The 19,351-nt window shown below is 72.3% G+C and carries 15 protein-coding genes; 9 read left to right on the forward strand and 6 right to left on the reverse strand.

The window, feature by feature from the left end:
- Positions 1–13: 13 nt before the first annotated feature.
- Entirely contained in the window at positions 14–889 is an 876-nt protein-coding gene (locus ACZ6SA_RS47570) for a LysR substrate-binding domain-containing protein (RefSeq protein WP_347648174.1), read from the reverse strand.
- A 473-nt stretch (positions 890–1,362) separates the two neighbouring features.
- Here ACZ6SA_RS47570 and ACZ6SA_RS47575 point away from each other — a divergent pair, with 473 nt between their 5' ends.
- The 5 genes from ACZ6SA_RS47575 (at position 1,363) to ACZ6SA_RS47595 (ending at position 8,490) form a co-directional block, all read left to right on the forward strand.
- On the forward strand, positions 1,363–1,506 hold the full coding sequence (locus ACZ6SA_RS47575; RefSeq protein ID WP_465835947.1) for a hypothetical protein: 144 nt from the start codon (positions 1,363–1,365) through the stop codon (positions 1,504–1,506).
- Between the two features lie 5 nt (positions 1,507–1,511).
- Entirely contained in the window at positions 1,512–3,761 is a 2,250-nt protein-coding gene (locus ACZ6SA_RS47580) for a TOMM precursor leader peptide-binding protein (RefSeq protein WP_465835949.1), read from the forward strand.
- Positions 3,762–3,785: 24 nt separating this feature from the next.
- On the forward strand, positions 3,786–5,261 hold the full coding sequence (locus tag ACZ6SA_RS47585; RefSeq protein WP_465835951.1) for a SagB family peptide dehydrogenase: 1,476 nt from the start codon (positions 3,786–3,788) through the stop codon (positions 5,259–5,261).
- Positions 5,262–5,338: 77 nt separating this feature from the next.
- A complete protein-coding gene (locus ACZ6SA_RS47590) occupies positions 5,339–7,699 on the forward strand; it encodes a sensor histidine kinase (protein WP_465835953.1) in 2,361 nt (786 codons plus the stop codon).
- A 182-nt stretch (positions 7,700–7,881) separates the two neighbouring features.
- Complete coding sequence (locus ACZ6SA_RS47595) at positions 7,882–8,490, forward strand: response regulator transcription factor (RefSeq protein ID WP_443152749.1); 609 nt, start codon at positions 7,882–7,884, stop codon at positions 8,488–8,490.
- A 56-nt stretch (positions 8,491–8,546) separates the two neighbouring features.
- On the opposite strand, the gene ACZ6SA_RS47600 is transcribed toward ACZ6SA_RS47595, so the two are convergent.
- Complete coding sequence (locus tag ACZ6SA_RS47600) at positions 8,547–9,488, reverse strand: LysR family transcriptional regulator (RefSeq protein WP_347648180.1); 942 nt, start codon at positions 9,486–9,488, stop codon at positions 8,547–8,549.
- Positions 9,489–9,597: 109 nt separating this feature from the next.
- Here ACZ6SA_RS47600 and dnaE point away from each other — a divergent pair, with 109 nt between their 5' ends.
- The 3 genes from dnaE to ACZ6SA_RS47615 all read left to right on the forward strand — a co-directional run bounded on the left by dnaE (position 9,598) and on the right by ACZ6SA_RS47615 (position 14,553).
- Positions 9,598–13,140: a DNA polymerase III subunit alpha gene (gene dnaE / locus ACZ6SA_RS47605; RefSeq protein ID WP_465835956.1), complete on the forward strand. Its 3,543-nt coding sequence runs from the start codon at positions 9,598–9,600 to the stop codon at positions 13,138–13,140.
- Between the two features lie 5 nt (positions 13,141–13,145).
- Positions 13,146–13,466 carry a DUF6300 family protein gene (locus ACZ6SA_RS47610; protein WP_347648182.1) on the forward strand — a complete coding sequence of 107 codons (321 nt, stop codon included), beginning with the start codon at positions 13,146–13,148 and terminating at the stop codon, positions 13,464–13,466.
- A gap of 106 nt (positions 13,467–13,572) precedes the next feature.
- The gene (locus ACZ6SA_RS47615) at positions 13,573–14,553 is read left to right on the forward strand and encodes a C40 family peptidase (protein ID WP_465835959.1); all 981 of its coding nucleotides are present in this window, start codon (positions 13,573–13,575) and stop codon (positions 14,551–14,553) included.
- A gap of 4 nt (positions 14,554–14,557) precedes the next feature.
- On the opposite strand, the gene ACZ6SA_RS47620 is transcribed toward ACZ6SA_RS47615, so the two are convergent.
- Both ACZ6SA_RS47620 and ACZ6SA_RS47625 read right to left on the reverse strand, forming a co-directional pair.
- A complete protein-coding gene (locus ACZ6SA_RS47620; RefSeq protein ID WP_465835961.1) occupies positions 14,558–15,130 on the reverse strand; it encodes a TetR/AcrR family transcriptional regulator in 573 nt (190 codons plus the stop codon).
- On the reverse strand, positions 15,117–16,592 hold the full coding sequence (locus ACZ6SA_RS47625; RefSeq protein WP_465835963.1) for an FAD-dependent oxidoreductase: 1,476 nt from the start codon (positions 16,590–16,592) through the stop codon (positions 15,117–15,119). Before ACZ6SA_RS47625 ends, ACZ6SA_RS47620 begins: the two co-directional genes overlap by 14 nt.
- Positions 16,593–16,714: 122 nt before the next feature.
- Here ACZ6SA_RS47625 and ACZ6SA_RS47630 point away from each other — a divergent pair, with 122 nt between their 5' ends.
- Entirely contained in the window at positions 16,715–17,695 is a 981-nt protein-coding gene (locus ACZ6SA_RS47630; protein ID WP_347648186.1) for a LacI family DNA-binding transcriptional regulator, read from the forward strand.
- A gap of 208 nt (positions 17,696–17,903) precedes the next feature.
- Here ACZ6SA_RS47630 and ACZ6SA_RS47635 read toward each other — a convergent pair whose 3' ends face one another.
- Together ACZ6SA_RS47635 and ACZ6SA_RS47640 are read right to left on the reverse strand one after the other, a co-directional pair.
- A complete protein-coding gene (locus ACZ6SA_RS47635) occupies positions 17,904–18,434 on the reverse strand; it encodes a (2Fe-2S)-binding protein (RefSeq protein ID WP_347648187.1) in 531 nt (176 codons plus the stop codon).
- Positions 18,431–19,300: an FAD binding domain-containing protein gene (locus ACZ6SA_RS47640; protein WP_347648188.1), complete on the reverse strand. Its 870-nt coding sequence runs from the start codon at positions 19,298–19,300 to the stop codon at positions 18,431–18,433. The genes ACZ6SA_RS47635 and ACZ6SA_RS47640 overlap by 4 nt, the downstream gene beginning before the upstream one ends.
- Positions 19,301–19,351 lie beyond the last annotated feature (51 nt).

Genomic DNA, 19,351 nt, shown 5'->3' on the forward strand with positions numbered 1-19,351 from the left:
CCGGTGAGAGGGTTCACCGGGCGAACGGGTAGCCGCGCAGCGCGTTCTGGAGGGCCTTTCTGGCGATCTTGACGAAGCCGGGGGTCGCCGCTCCGGTGGAGACGGCCAGGGTCACGGGGATGGGGCCGGGCGGGTCCGGCAGGGACAACCTGACCGTGCGCGGCAGGCCCCACAACTCGTCGCCGTTCGCGATGAGGCAGGCCACGCCCAGCCCGGCCTTCGCCGCCGCGCGTAACCCGACCAGCTCCGATCCCTCGTACGCGACCCGCCACGGAACGTCGGAGGCGTCGAACGCCTCCAGGATGCGGCTGCGCAGCGTGCACGGCTCGGTGAAGAGCGTCAGCGGCAGCGCCGCCCCCTCGCCGTGCGCCGGCTGGCCGAACCAGTCCATGCGCATGCGGCCGAGCTCGTACCCGGTGGCGGAGGCGCGCGCCGAACGCGGCTGCAACAGCAGCGCCAGATCCAGCTGGCCGCTGATCACCTGGCTCTCCAGCGACTCGCTCAATCCGGTTCGCACGCCGACCTGCGCGTGCGGCATGCCCCGGGTGAGCAGCCGCAGGATGTCGGGCAGCGCCTCCGCGAGCTGGTCGCCGATGCCGATCGACACCCGTACGTTCCCCGCGGGCGGGACGAACCGGTCGACGGCCTCGTCGTTGAGCGAGACGATCCTGCGGGCGTACCCGAGGAGTTCTTCGCCCTGGTGGCTGAGCCGCAGCTCCCTCCCGGTGGAGACGAAGATGGGCCCTTTGACGAGGTTGCCGAGCTGGCGGATTTGCTGGCTGATGGCGGGCTGGGTCACGTGTAACGCCTCCGCCGCCCGCCGGAAACCGCCGAGGTCGACGACGGTCACCAGAGCCCTCAGGCGGTTTATCTGCAGATCGTGATACATTTTCCCTTCCGTTCCAGCGAATTACCGTTTTCTCAAGCCTGAAAGTGGAAACCGCCGGGAGCGGTGTGGCCGGCTCCCGGAGATTCCCGGTTCATCCGTCCACACCACCTCCCCTGGCGGACCCCGCTCGACGGGCCGCCGCCGGCGGCGGCATCTCCGCAGGTCAGTACGGCAGCCGAACGCCGCCCGGGGTGCGCGTGTCGAGGTCGAGAGAGATGCTGCCCTTCGACCGGCGGATCGAGCGCTTTCTCTGCGACCTGCTGATCCGGAGCTGTCGCATGACGTCTCCCCCAATCTTTCGATACGGATGCGGCGAGCCTAGGTCGAGAAAATCCGAGAAGCCTACACATATGGCCACGGGCGGAGTGTGAATCTTTCACGCTCCGGAAGTGACGCGGAAACTATGCCCGCCGGGGCCGCCGCTCCAGACTTTGGTGCGTCGGAACACCACACCTGACCTCGAGAGGGCTGCGATGACCACCACACTCGACCGTACCGACCGGCACGTCACCGGCTACGCCATGGCCACCTGGACGGACGCCGAGGAGCTCGTCCGCATCGAGGACCTCGACCACCCCGCCCCCGGCTTCTACGCGCTTCCCTCCTACACCGGGTGACCATCATGAACCGGGCGAATCCTCCGCTGATCGGCTTCAAACGCCACCTGCGAGCGACCACCGTTCCCGGGGAGGCCGTCTACCTCACCTCGGCGCGGAAGACGATCGCGCTCTCCGGGCCGCGGATCCAGGCGCTCGCCCCGCTGCTGGACGGCAGCCGCAGCCTGGCCGAGGTGCAGGAGCACGGAGGACTTTCGCCGGTCGAGCTGGAACAGCTCCTCGGCAAGCTGGCGCGGGCCAACCTGGTCGGGCCGCGCCGGCCCGCCGCCGTCCCGGGCGACGCCGCGGCCGAGGCGTACTGGGACCTGGCCCACATGGACGCCGACCAGGCCGTCTCGAACCTGGCGCGGGCAACCGTCCGGCTGCTCGCGCTGGGCGGAGCCGACGCCGGGCAGGCGGCCGAGACCCTGCGGTCCATGGACGTCACCGTCGGCGAGGCGCCCGCGGCCTTCTCCCTGGTGCTCTGCGACGACTACCTCGACCCCGAACTCGAGCGGGTCAACGCGAGCATGCTGGCGGACGGCCGGCCCTGGCTGCTGGCCAAGCCGACGGGCGCCGACCTGTGGATCGGCCCGGTCTTCCAGCCGGGGACGGGCGCCTGCTGGTCGTGCCTGGCGACCAGGCTGCGCGGGCACCGGCGCGGTGAGCGGTGGCTGCGCGACACGCTGAGCGACCTGGTGGCCCCGCCGGAGGCCTCGCTGCCGCTCACCCGCGCGCTGGGCCTGCACCTCGCGGCGCTGGAGACGGTCAAGTGGCTGGCCGGTTCGCGCGGCGAGCGGCAGAACGCCGTGTGGACGCTCGACACCATGTCGCTGCAGAGCGGGCGCCACCGCGTGGACCGGCGCCCGCAGTGCCCGGCCTGCGGCGACGCCGGCCTCGTCGCGGCCCGCGTGGCCGGACCCGTGGCCGTCGTCTCCAGGGACAAGACGGCCGCCGGCGGCAACGGGCACCGTGCGCTGGCCCCCGAGCAGGTGTGGGAGCGCTACCGGCACCTGGCCGACCCCGTCACCGGCATCACCGAGGAGATCCAGCGCGACCCCCGCAGCCCCTCCTTCGTGCACTGCTACCTGTCAGGACCCAACCTCGCCCTCGCCGACGACAGCCTCTCGGCGATCAGGATGGGCCTGCGCCAGCAGAGCGGCGGCAAGGGAAGCACCGACCTCGAAGCCAGGGTCGGCGCGTTGTGCGAGGCGGTGGAGCGCTACTGCGGCGCGCGGCTCGGCGACGAGCCCACGGTGCGGGGCAGCTACCGCGACCTGGGCTCGGAGCGGGCCGTCCACCCCGACGCGTGCCAGCTCTTCCACCACCGGCAGTTCCTCGGCCGCGACGCCTGGAACGCGGCGAACATGGCCTTCCAGCGTGTCCCCGAACCCTTCGACGCCGCGGAGGTCATCGACTGGACCCCGGTCTGGTCGCTCACCGCGAACCGCCACCGCCTGCTCCCCACCGACCTGCTCTACTTCACCAGGAACGGCCATGCGTCGCTGCGCGCCGACTCCAACGGCAACGCCGCGGGCGCCAGCGTCGAGGACGCGATCGTCCAGGGTTTCCTCGAGTTGGTCGAGCGCGACGGGGTAGCACTGTGGTGGTACAACCGCACCAGCCACCCCGCCGTGGACCTCGACTCGTTCGACGACCCGTGGATCGGCGGCCTCCAGCGGCGCTACCGCGGTCTCGCCCGCGAGCTCTGGGTCCTCGACATCACCTCAGACCTGGGCGTGCCGGTCATGGCGGCGGTCTCCCGGCGCGTCGACAAGCCCGCCGAGGACGTCATGCTGGGCTTCGGCGCCCACTTCGACCCGCGGGTGGCGGCGCGCCGCGCGCTGACGGAGCTGGGGCAGCTGCTGCCGTCCGTGGTGGGCGCCCGCGCCGACGGCAGCGGGTACGGGCCGGCCGACCACCACATCCAGCACTGGTGGCGGACGGCGACCACGAAGAACCAGCCCTACCTGCGCCCCGGCGGGCGCGGGCCCTGTAAGGACCTGACGGACTATGCGTACACCCCGCGCGAGGATCTGCGCGACGACATCGAGCACCTGCTCGGGTTGGCCCGCAGGCAGGGCCTGGAGGTTCTCGTCCTCGACCAGACACGCCCCGACATCGGCATGCCGGTGGTCAAGGTCATCGTCCCCGGCCTGCGCCACTTCTGGGCGCGGTTCGCCCCCGGCCGGCTCTACGACGTGCCGGTCCGCCTCGGCCGGCTTGCCGCGCCCACCGCGTACGAGGACCTCAATCCCATCCCGTTGTTCCTGTGAGCCACCCGAGTATGGAGTAGCGATATGTCCAGAGGGCCCTTCCCCCTGTGGTCCTTCCGCGAGGACGTGTACATCGAGCCCGTGCCTCAACGCAGTGTCGTGGTGGTGCACAGCCGCTGGGAGGACACGACACTGCCGAGCCCCAGGCCCGCCGTGCTGGAGGCCATGCGGCGGATGAGCCTGGGGCCGATCTCCCTGGGCAACGTGGTCCTCGAGGACCCCGACAGGCGGGAACTGGCCGCGCTGCTCGACCGGCTGCACCATCTCGTGGTGCGCTCGTTCGGCCTGGACCAGGAGCAGCCGCTGATCTCCGTGATCCCGCTCACCCAGCAGGCGCGCTTCCGGCTCCCGGAGACGCCGCCGGCGCACCCGGTCCGGCTGTCCAGGTTCGCGCTGATCCGGACCGACGGCAACCACTGCTCCATCGAGTCCCCGCTGTCGCTGCACCGGGTCATCCTGCACCGGCCCGACGCCATGGCCCAGCTCGGCGAGCTGATGCGGCCGGCCGTACCGGCCGAGCAGGCGGCCGACTCGGTGATCACCTACCTGATGGCCGCGGGCATGGCGGTGCAGGCCGAGGAAGGGGATCCGTTCCAGCCGGTGCGCTTCGCGGAGGACTGCGACCCCGCCCTGGTCGCCTGGTCGCCGTTCGACCTCATGTTCCACACCCGCTCCACGCTCGGCCGGCACGATCACGACTTCGGGGCGACCTATCCCCTGGGCGAGCAGCGGGCCGTCGAGCCCGTGGTGAAGCCGGGCTCCGCCGAGGCCGCCATCTCGCTGCCGCGTCCCGCCTGGGACCGGCTGGTCGCGGCGGACCCGCAGCTGACCACCGCGGTCGAGGCCGCAGAGCCCGGCCACCGCCACGCCGGGCGGCCGCTGACGGCGGAGAAGCTCGGCGAGCTGCTGTACCGCGCGGCCAGGGTGCGGGCGCTGATCGGCTCGTCGCTGGAGAGCTCGGCCACCGCGACCAGCGACCGCCCCTACGCCAGCAGCGGAGGCCGCTACGAGCTGGAGCTGTACGCGATCATCGACAGATGCGCCGGCATCCCGCGCGGCGTCTTCCACTACGACCCCTTCGGCCACCGGCTCGAACCGATCCCCGCCGACCCGGCAGGCGCGGACGAGCTGCTGCAGACCGGCAGGGTGGCGGCCAACCTGGCGGGCACGCCGTCCGCGCTCCTCTTCATCACCGCGCGTTTCCGCAGGGTGTCGTGGAAGTACGACGGGATGAGCTATGCCCTGGTGCTCAAGAACGTCGGCGCGCTGAGCCAGACGCTCTCCCTGGTCAGCACCGCCATGAGGCTGTCCGTCTGCCGGATGGACATCGGCGACACCGACACCGCGCCCCGCGTGTTCGGCCTCGACTGGCGCGTGGAGTCGAGCGTCGGCGGGTTCGTCATCGGCCACCACGCGGGGCCCGACGTCGAAGGACCGGCGGAGCGGTACGCGGTCAACGACGACGACTGGGCCGCCAGGGCGCGGGCCATGCTGACCTGATCGTGGATCTGTTGTACATTGCGTGCGGACCCCGGCTGCCGACGAGGGGGCCCCGTCGGGCTTCGGAGGAGAAGTCGATGGCTGGACAGTCCGGTTTCGCGCAGCGCTGGCTGGCACGGCTGGTTCCCAGGTCACAGGTGGAGCTCAGGACGGGCGGGCTCGGCGCGCTGCGCATGGCGCGGGCGGTGACGATCGCGGTCCTGCTCGGCTACGTCGCCAACGTCTCGTTCTTCGTCTGGGTCGACGGTCTGCGCGGGGCGGGCCTGGCGGTTTTCGGCCTGTGCCTGGCCGTGTTGTTCCTGCTGCAGCTCGCGCATTCGACGGGCGACAGCCTGGCGTGGCCGGCCCGGACGCGGGTTGCGACCCTGTCGGCCCAGGCGGTGGTGACGTTCGCCCCCTTTCTCTGGGTCGGCCCGCAGGCCGGGACCATCGCCGGCTTCCTTGCCGGATCCATGCTGCTGACCGTGACGGGTCCGTTCCGTTGGGCGCTCTACGCGCTGGTCGGCGGCGGGGTGCTGCTCGCCCTGTCGCCGGGACAGGTCGACGCGGTGGGCCTGTTCTACGGTGCGTACTTCACGCTGCTGACCGGGCTCATGGTGTACGCCGTCAGCTCCCTGGCGTCGCTGGTGGACATGCTGCACGCGGCGCGCGGCGAGCTGGCCAGGATGGCCGTGGTCAAGGAGCGCCTGCGGGTCGCCCGCGACCTGCATGACCTGCTCGGACACGACCTGTCGGCGGTGACGGTGAAGAGCGAGCTGGCCTACCGGCTGCTGCCCGCCGCCGCCGAGCGGGCCCGCGAGGAGCTCCAGGACGTCCTGAAGGTGGCCCGCCGCTCGCTGGCGGACGTCCGGGCGGTGGTGGGCGACTACCGGCCCATGTCGCTGGCCGCCGAGCTGGCCTCGGCCGAGTCCATGCTGGCGGCCGCCGAGATGCGGGTGCAGGTCCACAGCTCCGTCGAGGGCCTGTCGGAACGGCTGGAGACCGTGCTGGCGGTCGTGCTGCGCGAGGCCGTCACCAACGTGTTGCGGCACAGCAAGGCGCAGCGCTGCGTGATCGAGGTGGCGGTGGACGACGGCCGGGTGCGGCTGCGCGTGGCCAACGACGGGGCCGAGCCGTCACCCGGTGCGGCACCGTATGCGAACGGCTCCGGGCTGGGCAACCTCGAGGCCCGGTTGACGGCCATCGGCGGCACGCTGGAGGCGGTCCGGGTCGAGCACGGGTGGTTCGCGTTGACGGCGGAGGCGCCGTTGCGGTCGGGGACGGCCGAACGTCCGCCGGGCGAGGCCGCCCCGTCAGGCGAGGTGGCCTCGCAGCCGTGGCACCTGCGCGTGGCCCGGCTGGTCACCGTCGTGGTGCTGGCCGGATACGGCGTGCTGCTCGTGATCAACGTGCTCGCGCTGGAGCAGCCGCCGGTGGATCTGGCCGGCGCCGTGGGGTGCGTCGCCGTCCTGGTCGGCGCGCAGATCGTGATGTCGCTGCGTGACTCGCGCTCGTGGCCGGTGCGGGCCCGGGCGGGGATGCTGGCGCTGCAGGCGGTGGTCACGGTGCTGCCGCTGGTGTGGATCGCCATGCCATGGGGGTCGATGGGCGGTTTCCTGGCCGGGTCGTTGCTGCTCACGCTGGCCGGATGGCCTCGGTGGGCGCTGTACGCGGCGGCCGGCGCCGGCGTGCTCCTGCTGTCGCTGGCCTACGGCGAGCCGCTGGACTGGAGCGCCTATCTGACGATCTCCACGCTGCTGACCGGGCTGGTGGTGTTCGGCGTCAGCTCCCTGTCCGGCCTGGTGAAGCAGGTCGACCAGGCCCGCGGCGAGCTGGCCAGGATGGCGGTGACGCGCGAGCGCCTGCGGGTCGCCCGCGACCTGCACGACCTGCTCGGGCACGACCTGTCGGCGATGACCGTGAAGTCGGAGCTGGCCTTCCGCCTGCTGCCCCGGCTCGCCGGGCGGGCCAAGTCGGAGATCGCGGACGTGCTCGACATCGCTCGCAGGGCGGTCGCGGGCGTGCGCTCGGTGGCCAGCGGCTACCGGCACATGTCGCTGGCCGCGGAGGTCGACTCGGCCCTGTCCACGCTGACCGCGGCCGGGATCGACGCCCGCGTGGACATCGCCGCGGACACGATTCCCGACGAGCTCGACGCGGTGCTCGCGATGGTGCTGCGCGAGGCCGTCACCAACGTGCTGCGCCACAGCGACGGCGCCGGGTGCCGGATCACGGCTGACGGGGACGGGCGTGAGGTGCGCCTGAGCGTCGCCAACGACGGCGCCAGGCAGAGCCCGGTCCCCCTGCTGGAGGGCGGCACCGGCCTGGGCGATCTGGCCGGGCGGTTGCGGGCGATCGGCGGGCGGCTCTCGGTCGAGGCGCACGACGGGACGTTCCGCCTGGTCGCCACCGCGCCCGCCGGGGCTCTCAGCTCGCGGGTTGACAGCAGGGCTGACTAAGGGTAAGGAGCCGGCGGCATTGCCTCTTCCCCGAGGATGAGTACGATTCGGGGGCAGACGGTTGGACCTGTGGCCTGATCCGATGGCGGATAGCGGCATTTCGGCGTGTGGCGCCGCACCCGGTCGCACGATGGCGGGGACCCTCGTTACCGCTGGGGCGTGAACAAGGGGAATGGGCATTGTTGTCGCTGAAGATCCTCCTCGCCGAGGACGTGCACATGGTGCGCGGCGCGCTGGCCGCACTGCTCGACCTGGAGCACGACCTGACCGTGGTGGCCCAGGTCGACACCGGTGACAAGATCGTGCCCATGGCGCTGGAGACCCGTCCCGACGTGGCGATCATCGACGTCGACCTGCCGGTGCTCGACGGCCTGTCCGCGGCCGAGGAACTCCACGCGAAGCTGCCGACCTGCCGCACGCTGATCCTCACCGGCCTCGGCCGCCCCGGCACGCTGCGCCGAGCGCTCTCGGTGTCGGTCTCCGGCTTCCTGCTCAAGGACCAGCCCTCCGACAGGCTGGCCCAGGCCGTACGCGAGGTGGCGGCCGGGCGGCGCATCGTGGACCCGCAGCTCGCGCTGACCGCGTGGGACGTCGGCGAGATGCCGCTGTCGGGGCGGGAGGTCCAGGTGCTGCGGCTGGCCGCGGACGGCGCGGAGCCGCCGGAGATCGCGGCCGCCATGCACGTGTCGGTGGGGACCGTGCGCAACTACCTCACCAAGATCGTCACCAAGCTCAACGCCAGGAACCGCGTCGACGCCATTCGCATCGCGACCGAGGCCGGCTGGATCTGACGCGGGTCCGGCGGCGGGGCCACCGGGGGCGTGCGGGCGTCCGCCACCACCTGCGATCAACGCTGGGAGAACGCGGCACGGTCGGGTTCGGGCAGCCACTGGCGGCCGGGGTCGTAGGGGCGGAAGCCGGTGCGCACGGAGTCGACGAGCCGGGCCAGCATCGGATGCTGGTTCTGCCGGTGGAAGAGCAGCGAGCACGGATAGACGGGGGCGGGCCGGACGACCGGGATCTGGACGACACGCGGGTTCCAGGGCAGCCGGCACGCCAGCCCCACGAGGCTGATACGTCCGCCGGAGGCGATCTCCTCCACGAAATACTCCCAGCCGAAATCCGGCCCGCTGTCGTCGATCGGGATGTCGAAGGCCTCGCCCAGCAGGCGGTAGTAGTCGGCCCACTCGCTGCCGGGGACGTTGCCGGGCATCCACATGGTCGAGCCGGCGAGCCGTTCGACCTCCACCTCCCGGAGGCCGGCCAGCGGGTGGTCACGGCCGGCCAGCAGGTGCACGGGCTCCAGGTAGGCCGGCACGTGCCGCAGGTGCTCATCCAGAGGTCCGTTGGCGCGGGCGAAGGCGGCGTCGACGGACCCGCGGGCGAGCGCGCCGCGTGCGGACCTGAGCCCGTTGGAGGTGATGATCTCGACGTCGGCCTTCTCGGTGGCCTGGTGGAACGCCCTGACCAGGTCGACGGAGGCCGAGAGCCGCGTGTCGAGCACGTCGATCCGCAGCGCGCGGCGCCGGCCGCGCAGCGCCTCCACCGCCTGGTCGGCCAGCCCGACGAGGGCCCGCGCGTGCGGGAGGAACGCCCTGCCGTCCTCGGTGAGCGCGGCCCCGTTGCGCGAGCGGAAGAGCAGGGTCAGGCCGAGGCCTGACTCCAGCCGCGCGATCCGTTTGGAGATGGCCTGCTGGCTGATGCCCAGCTGGACGGCGGCCTCGCTGAAGGAGCGGTCCTCGACGACGGCGACGAAGGCGCGCACGGCGCCGAGATCCAGCTCTGCCACAACCTCTGGTTGTGGCGAATCGGCGTGTTGATTGTTGGACAACCCTTCCTGCCCTCGGGTCGAATGCTCGGGTCGCGTACGAGCCTACAACCACAAGGAGTCCCGGCCTGTGGGATCTTTCGTCCATCTGCACGTGCACACCGAGTACAGCATGCTCGACGGAGCCGCCAAGGTCGGCCTGCTCATGGACGAGGTGGCACGGCAGGGCATGCCCGCCGTGGCCATGAGCGACCACGGCAACGTGCACGGCGCGTACGAGTTCTACCACGCGGCGCGCAGGGCGGGCGTCAAGCCGATCATCGGCATCGAGGCCTACGTCGCCCCGGCTTCGCGGCGCCGCCGGCAGCCGGTGTTCTACAGCGACAACCTCGCCATGCGCAGGTCGAACGACGACACCGGCGAGGGTGGTGACGTCTCGGGGCGCGGCCTGTACACGCACATGACCATGTGGGCGGCGGACGCGCGGGGGCTGCGGAACCTGTTCCGGCTGCAGTCGCGGGCCTGGCTCGAAGGACACGTGCAGAAATATCCGCGTATGGATGATGAACTGTTCGCCGAGCACGGCCAGGGCATCATCGCCACCACCGGCTGCCCGTCCGGAGAGGTGCAGACCCGGCTCCGTCTCGGCCAGTACGACCAGGCCGTCGAGGCCGCCGCCCGCTCCCGGGACGTCTTCGGCAAGGACAACTACTTCCTGGAGCTCATGGATCACGGCCTGGCCATCGAGCGCCGGGTCCGCGACGACCTCCTCAGGCTCGGCCGGACGCTCGGCCTGCCGCCGCTGGCCACCAACGACTCCCACTACGTGACGGAGAGCCAGGCCCAGGCGCACGACGCGCTGCTGTGCATCGGCACCGGCAAACGGCTCGCCGACGCCGACCGGTTCCGCTTCGGCGGCAGCGGCTACTACGTCAAGAGCGCCGGGGAGATGCGTGCGCTCTGGGACGCCGAGGTCCCCGGCGCGTGCGACAACACGCTGCTGATCGCCGAGCGGATCGGCGATTACGGCGAGGTGTTCGCCCACCGCGACCTGACTCCGCGCTTCCCCGTCCCCGAAGGCGAGAGCGAGTCGAGCTGGCTGCGCAAGGAGGCCCTGGAAGGCGCGCGCCGCCGCTACCACGGCGAGCCGTCCCAGGACGTGCTGGAGCGCATCGACTACGAGCTGTCCGTCATCGACACCATGGGCTTCCCCGGCTACTTCCTGGTGGTCGCCGACATCTGCCGCTTCGCCCGCGAGAACGGCATCGGCCTCGGTCCCGGCCGCGGCTCGGCCACCGGGTCGATGGTCGCGTACTGCACGGGCATCACCGAGCTCGACCCCATCGAGCACAAGCTGATCTTCGAGCGCTTCCTCAACCCCGAGCGCGTCACCATGCCCGACGTCGACCTCGACTTCGACGACCGGCGGCGGGACGAGATGATCGACTACGTCACCCGCAAGTACGGCGAGGAGCACGTCTGCCAGATCGTCACGTTCGGCACCATCAAGGCCAAGGCCGCCATCAAGGACTCCTGCCGCGTGCTGGGCCTGCCGTACGCGCTCGGCGACCGCATCACCAAGGCGTTCCCCGCGGCGAACGGCGGCAAGGAGATCCCGCTCGCCGCCATCCACGACGACCGCCACCCCCGCCACGGCGAGGCCGCCGAGCTGCGCCAGATGTACGAGCAGGACCCCGACGTCAAGCGGGTCATCGACACCGCGACCGGCGTGGAGAACCTCACCCGGGGCACCGGCGTCCACGCCGCCGGCGTGATCCTGTCGTCCGAACCCCTGATGGACGTGGTGCCGCTGGTCAAGCCGAAGGCCGACGGCCCCGTCATCACCGGGTTCCCGTTCACGCAGGCCGAGGACATGGGCCTGCTGAAGATGGACTTCCTCGGCCTGCGCAACCTCACCGTCATCGGCGACGCCGTCGCGAACGTGCGCGCCAACAAGGGCATCGACATCGACATCCACGACGTGCCGCTCGACGACCCCACGACGTACGAGCTGCTGGCCCGGGGCGACACGCTCGGGGTGTTCCAGCTGGACAGCGGCGGCATGCGGGTCCTGCTGCGGCTGATGCAGCCCACGACGTTCACCGACATCGCGGCCGTGAACGCGCTCTACCGGCCCGGCCCGATGGAGATGAACGCGCACACCAACTACGCGCTGCGCAAGACCGGCAAGCAGCGGGTCGAGCCCATCCACCCGGAGCTGGGGGAGGCACTCGAACCCATCCTCGGCGACACCTACCACCTGGTGGTCTTCCAGGAACAGGTCATGGCGATCGCCCAGCAGCTCGCCGGATACTCGCTCGGCGGCGCCGACATGCTGCGCAGGGCCATGGGCAAGAAGAAGAAGGAGGTCCTGGACGCCGAGTGGGACACGTTCTCGGCCGGCATGCGCGGCCGAGGGTTCTCCGACGAGGCGATCAAGGCGGTCTGGGACGTCCTGGTGCCCTTCAGCGGCTACGGGTTCAACAAGTCGCACACCGCCGGCTACGGCCTCGTCTCCTACTGGACCGCCTACCTCAAGGCCAACCACCCCTCCGAATACCTGGCCGCGCTGCTCACCTCCGTCGGCGACGACAAGGACAAGATGGCCGTCTACCTGTCGGACTGCCGGCGGCTCGGCATCAAGGTGCTGCCGCCCGACGTCAACGAGAGCCGCCTCGACTTCGCCGCGGTCGGCTCCGACATCCGCTTCGGCCTCGGCGCGGTCCGCAACGTCGGGGCGAACGTGGTGGACGCGATCGTCACCGCCCGCGCCGCCAAGGGGCGCTACACCGGCTTCAACGACTTCCTGTCCAAGGTGCCGACCGTCGTCTGCAACAAGCGCGTCATCGAGTCGCTGGCCAAGAGCGGCGCGTTCGACAGCCTGGGGCACGACCGCGCGGCCCTGGTCGCGGTGCACGAGCAGGCCATCGACGCGGTCATCGACCTCAAGCGCAACGAGGCGCAGGGCCAGGACTCGCTGTTCGGCGAGCCGGGCCAGGCCGGCGCGTTCTCGGTCGCGATCCCCGACGGCGAGTGGGACAAGGCCACCCTGCTCGCGTACGAGCGCGAGATGCTCGGGCTGTACGTGTCGAGCCACCCCCTCGACGGCGCGGAGCGCGTCCTCGACGCCCACCGCGACGTCACGATCGCCGGCCTGCTCGCCTCCGAACGGCAGGAGGGCGTGACCCGCGTCAGCGGCATCATCTCGGGCCTGCAGCGCAAGGTCACCAAGCAGGGCAACCCGTGGGCGATCGTCACCCTGGAGGACCACGACGCCGCCGTCGAGTGCCTGATCTTCCCCAAGACGTACACGCTGTACGGCGAGCTGCTGGCCGACGACCGCGTGATCTCCGTCAGGGGCCGCATCAACGTCCGCGACGAGACGATGGGCATCTACGGCGAGGAGATCACCCTCCTTGACGTCTCCACCGCGAACACCGCCTCCCCCGTCGTCATCTCGATCCAGGAGACGCGCCTGAACCAGCGGCTGGTGCGGGAGTTCAAGCACATCCTGGCCGCCCATCCCGGACGGGCGCCCGTACACGTGCGCCTGCACCGCCAGGGCCGCAAGGACCTGCTGCTCAACCTCGAACCCTTCAGCGTCGCCGCGGAGCCGGCGTTCTACGGCGACGTCAAGGCGCTGCTGGGGGCCGGCTCGATCGGCGCGGCATGAGCCCGGTGACGCCGAGCGCAGCCTGCCCGCGCTGCCGCACCGGCGAGGTCCTGGCGGTGCTGCGCGTCCCCCACGGCTGGACGAACGCCTCGGGGCGGCCGGTCAGGGGCGTCCGCGAGGTGGTGCTGTGCGCCCGCTGCGACGCCGGCCATCCCGTCGCGGGGCCGCTGGTCGCGTACCTCATCGTGCACGAGGAGGTCGAGCCCGCCCAGCTGGCCGGCCTCGCGCCGCTCCTGCGCCGGTGGATGGACGGTGCCCGTCCGTCAGCGCTGGACGAGCACGCGCTGCGAGCCGAGATCGAGGCCTGGCGCCGCGGCGACCTGTGACCCCCGCTGCCCGGCACGATCACCGCGCGCGAGCGGCATCGCTGAACGCCTCCGGGGCCGCCCGCGTATCTCCTCATGACCCGCCGATCGTGAGGAGGCGCCCACAGTGGCCGTTCCCGCAGGGACCGGGCGGACCGCGACGGCCGTCGCGCTGGCGGCGTCCACGATGCTCGGCGCTCCCGGCACGGCCGCCGCCGACCCGTCTCCCGCCGAGGCCAGGGCCAGGTTGGTGAAGCTCAACGAGCGGGCCGACCAGATGGTCGAGCGGTACAACCAGGCCACGGAGGCCCACAAGAAGGCGAAGAAGGCCTACGACGCTCTCAACGCCGAGCTCGGGCGCCGGTCGGCCCGGGCCGACGCCCTGCGCCGGGACCTCGCCGCGCTGGCCGCCCGCGACTACCGGCTCGGGTCCTTCCCCGCCTGGAGCGCCCTGACCGGCCGGAGCGACCCCGAGGCGGTCCTCGGCTCCATGGCCTCCCTCGACCAGATCGCGCAGGCCGAGGCGGCGAAGGCGCGCGCCTTCGAGGCCGCCGCCAAGGACCTGCGCGACCGGCGCGACCAGGCCAGAGGCGTCCTGCGCAACGCCGACGCCGCACGCGACAAGGTACGCGGAGAGAAGGCGAAGGTCGACAAGCTGGTCGACCAGCAGACCAGGCTCCTGCGCCGGCTGGGCGCCTACAACCAGGGCAACCCGAGCAGCCCCGGCATCCCGTACACGGGGGCGGCCTCGGGCAACGCCCGCGCGGCGCTCGAGTTCGCCTTCGCCCAGGTCGGCAAGCCCTACCAGTACGGTGGCACGGGCCCGGGCTCCTTCGACTGCTCCGGTCTCGTCCAGGCCGCCTGGCGCGCCGCGGGGGTCAAGCTGCCGCGCACCACCTGGAGCCAGTGGAGCTGGGGCGCCGCCCGCCGCGTCCCCCTGGACGAGGTGGAGCCCGGCGACCTGCTCTTCGGCAAAGGGCTGGGGCACATGGGGATGTACGCGGGCGACGGGAAGATGGTGCACGCGCCGCAGACTGGAGACGTGATCAAGGTGGTCGACCTCGACGGCTACTGGCGGGGCCGGCTGGCCGGCGCGGTCCGGCCCTGACGGCTCACCCGCGGGTGTAGCGGTCGAGGACGGTGCGCGCGGCGGCGCGGATCGACGGGCCGGGGTCGTCGGGCACGCCGGTGGTCAGCGCCGTGAACAGGATGCCGAGGACGCTCGTCTCCAGCAGCATCGCGTCCTGTTCCGTGATGGGGATGCCGGCGGCGCGGCACTGGCGCACGATGAGGTCGCGCCGCTCGCGCAGGGCATCGGCCAGCATGCTCCGCAGGGCGGGGTTGCGGGTGCTCTCCAGGTGCAGCTCGAACAGCGCCAGCGGCTCGCCGCGCTCGTCGGCCACCATCAGGGTGAGCACCTTCACCAGTGCCTCTTCCAGGTGGGCGGGGTCGAGCGGGCGCACCACGTGGGCGTCGACCCGTTCGGACAGGCGCCGGCCGATCCGCTGGATGATGGCGTCCATCAGGGCGTCGCGGGTGCGGAAGTAGCGCGAGGCGGTGCCGTCAGGCTCGCCGGCCGCGGCGTCGACGGCTCGGTGGGTCAGCCCGCGGGAGCCTTTCTCCGCGAGCACCGCGATGGCGGCGGCGGCGAGGTGGTCGCGGCGCTGAGGGTTAGGGCGTGGCACGGTCGGGTCGGTCTCCCCGGTCGGTGAGGTCTGTCGTGTGGTCCGCTGTGTGCCCTGCCGGGCCGCACCATTTCACCAGAGCCCGCCGGATGCCGTCGCGCTCTCCGGCCCAGGCCACGTAGCCGTCGGGGCGGATCAGCGCCGCCTCCGGCCGCAGGCCGCTGAGCGGGCGCACCCGCCGGACGCGGTCGGCCCACGGCCGTGCGGCGCTGGTGTCACCGGAGGCCAGAAGGACGAACCGGCCCTCCCGGAGGACCTCATAGAGGCGCCCGCCGGTGGTCGGCCCGTCGGGCGCGCGGCGGCCGGCCAGCGGGTGGGCGTCGGTGTCGCCGGGAGGGTAGGCGATCTCCAGCCCGGACATCAGCCCCAGGATGCGGCGGCGGCCGGGGCCGGTGTGCAGCAGGGCGGCCATGACGTGCCGGTTCATCCGCAAGCGGAGCCGCGAGCCGGTCAGGACCAGCCGGGTGAGGTGGTCGGTCAGCGCCAGCACGGAGGCGCCCACCGGATGCCGCTCGGCGTGGTAGGTGTCGAGCAGCCAGGGCGGAGCCCATCCGCGCAGGTCGGCGGCGAGCTTCCAGCCGAGGTTGACGGCGTCCTGGATGCCGGTGTTCATGCCCTGGCCGCCGATGGGAGAGTTCACGTGCGCGGCGTCGCCGGCCAGGAACACCCGTCCCGACCGGTAGGCGCGGGCCTGGCGGCGCTCGGCGGCGAAGCGGGAGAACCAGCGCGGCTCGCTCATCCGGTAGTCGGTGCCGGCGATGTCCTCGAACGCGCGCCGGATCTGCCCGAAGGCCGGCTGCCGGCCCGGGGCGTCCCCGTCCAGCAGCCACGCGCCGACCCGGAACCAGCCGTCGCCGAACGGGATGGCCACGACCGCGCCCGCCGCGCCCACCTGGGTGATGGGTGGCAGGCCCGGCCCGGGGATGCGGACGTCGGCCAGCAGCATGGGCAGGCTGTAGGTCTCGCCCGCGAAGCCCACGTCCAGCAGCTCGCGGACGGTGCTGTGGGCGCCGTCGGCGCCGATGACGTAACGGGCCGGCAGCTCGGTGCCGTCCTCCAGCGCGAGCCGTACGGACGCGGCGTCCTGGGAGAGGCCGACGACGCCGGCGTTCCTGACGATGTCCACGCCGAGCTCGGCGGCGCGATCGAGCAGCACCTGCTCGGTGCCGCTCTGCGGCACGATCAGCAACATCGGGTAGCGCGTGTCGAGCCGCTCGAACTCGACCCGGGAGGCGTAGGCGGGGTGCACCGTGCCGAGCGGGTTTCCCCGCGCGACCAGCTCGTCTCCCAGGCCCCGGGCGTCGAGCAGTTCCAGCGCGCGGGCGTGCAGGCCGAACGCCCGCGTGACGCCGGTCCCGCCGTTCCGCTTCTCGACGATGGTGCAGCGTACGCCGGCCAGAGCCAGCTCGCAGGCGGCCATCAGCCCGGTCGGGCCCGCGCCCACGATGACGACGTCGTCCAAGATTCGCCCTTTCGCTACAAATGTATCGCTACATTTATAGCGTAGCCGACCGCTGCAGGAATTAATGCGCACATGTCCAGCTCTGGGCCAGATAAGGTGAATGCCGGATATCGGGAGGGTCGATGCAGGCAAGTCGCGGACGTGCCACGCTGGCCACCGTCGCCGCCGCGGCCGGCGTGTCGGTGGCCACCGTGTCCAAGGTGCTCAACGACCGCAGCGACGTCGCACCGGCCACCCGGGCCCTGGTGCGGTCCCTGCTCCAGGAGCACGGCTACGTCCCGCCGCGGCGTGGCCGGACCGAGCCCGGCATCGTCGAGGTGCAGGTGGACGACCTCTGCGCGTGCTCATCCGAGATCATCAAGGGCGTGATCGAGGCGGGCACCGCGTCAGGCGTGTCGGTCGTCGTCACCAGAAGGGCCACCGGGTCCCGCGACGTGACCGCCGGACGCCGGGCAGTGATCACCCTCTTCGAGGAGCCGGCCCCGCGACAGCTCGCCGCGCTCTCACGGGCCGGACTGCCGGTCGTCGTCATCGACCCGCTCGGCCTCCCCGGCGCCTCGGTGACCAGCGTGGGCCCCACCAACTTCGCCGGCGGCATGTCCGCCACCCAGCACCTCCTGGCCCTCGGCCACCGCCGCATCGCCTACCTCGGCGGCCCCGCCACCGCGGCCTCCAACCAGGCCCGCATGTACGGCTACCGCGCCGCCATGGAGGCCGCGGACGTGCCCGTCCTGCCCGGATACGTGGTCACGCCCGGCTACTGCTATCCCGACGGGGTGCGGGGAGGCGCCGCACTGCTCGACCTCTCCCCCGCGCCGACGGCCGTCTTCGTCGCCTCCGACGAGGCCGCGCTCGGCGCGATCCACGCTGCCAGGGCCCGTGGCCTGCGCGTCCCCGAAGATCTCAGCGTCGTCGGCTTCGACGACACGGACGTCGCCTTCATGTCCTCGCCGCGGCTGACCACCGTGCGCCAGCCGCTGCGCGAGATGGGGGCCGTCGCCCTGCGCACGGCCCTGCGCCTGGCCGCCGGCGAGGAGGTCGAGTCGCGTCACGTCGAGCTCGCCACCGAGCTGGTCGTCCGCGAATCGAGCCTGGCGGCCTGAGCCGCTGCTTTCCGCGAGCGGGCGTCTCCACCCTGATCTCCAGGCCGGCACGGAGATGACGGCCGGACCGGCAAGGCTCAGTTCTTCTGCAGCACCATCTCGGACGGTTGATCTCGGTGGTGACATGGAAGCCGCCCCGGGTGAACCCGTACCGGCTTCGGCCCGCAGGTGATCGGCCTGGTGATGCCCCGGATGGTCAGGTCGCCGCCTACGGCCAGGAGCCGCGTCCTTCCTCGTGAGAGCCTGGTTCATCGGCTGCCGGGGTGACGTCCCCGCGCATCCGCCGCGCGGCGGCCCGAGCGGCGCGGCGGATGCCCGCGTACCCGGTGCAGCGGCAGAGGTTGGAGGCGAGGACCTCGTCCATCCGCCGCTCGTCGCGGTCCAGGTAGGGCTCCTCGGCGAGCGCGCCGGCGAGCAGCATGAGGAACCCGGGCGTGCAGAACCCGCACTGCAGGGCGTGCTCGGCGGCGAACGCCTCCTGCAGCGGATGCGGCCCGCCGTCGCCCGCGAGCCCTTCGACCGTACGGATGTCGGCGCCGTCCGCCTGCACGGCCAGGAGGAGGCAGGAGCGGATGGCGGTGCCGTCCACCAGCACGGTGCACGAGCCGCACACACCGTGCTCGCATCCCAGCGTCGTGCCGGTCAGCCTGAGCCGGTCGCGGAGAGCGTCGGCGAGGCTGGTGCGCGGCTCGACGTCGAGCCGGTGGGCGCGGCCGTTGACGGTGAGCTCGACGTTCATGGTGTTCCCGCGTTCTCGACGGCTCGGGCGAGGCAGCGCCGCACCAGGGTGGCCAGCGCGTGCCTGCGGTAGGTGGCGGGCGCGTGCGGCTCGTCGGCCGGGTCGGCCTCCGTGGCGGCTCGTGCCGCGGCCTGCGCGAGCAGGTCCGGCTCCGGCCGCTCCCCCGCCATGAGGCGCTCGGCCTCGACGGCGCGCAAGGGGACGTCGGCGGCGTTGGCGAGCCCGATGCGCACCCAGGCCACGCGGCCCTCGGACACGCGCAGCAGGACCAGGGCGGCGGCGAGCGCGAAGCTGCCGTGGGTGCGGCGGTGCTCCGCGAACGCCGCGGCGGTCCCCTCCGGCGGGCGCGGCAGCCGCACGCCGGTGACGAGTTCCTCGGGCAGGCAGGCGGTGGTGAAGGGGCCGCGGAACCACGAGCCGGCGGGCACCGTGCGCCTGCCGGACGGGCCGTCCAGCTCGATCCCGGCGTCGAGCGCCATGGCCAGGGCGCACCACTCCGACGCCGGGTGTGCCCAGGCCAGGCTGCCGGCGAAGGTGCCGCGCGCGCGGATGGGCGGGTGGGCGACGTACGGCGCCACCTGGCGGAACAGTTCGGCGAGCGGGTCGCGGAACCGGGCGCGCTCCAGTTGGGCGTGCCGGACCAGCGCGCCGACGTGCACGGAGCGGTCCTCGACCGCGATGTCCGACAGCCCGGGGATGCGGTTGACGTCGACCAGGAGGGCCGGGCGCTCGGTCCGGTAGCGCAGCTCGATGAGCAGGCTCTGCCCGCCGGCGAGCACGCGGCTCTCCGGCCCGCGCTCGGCCAGCACGGCCACCGCCTCCGGCACCGAAGCGGGCGCTACGTAGTCGAATTGCGGCGGTTTCATATCCCTCATCCCGGGCATCCGATATCCCACGTTGGTACCGAATGCGGGGGT

This window comes from Nonomuraea sp. NPDC049378, from assembly GCF_055586745.1.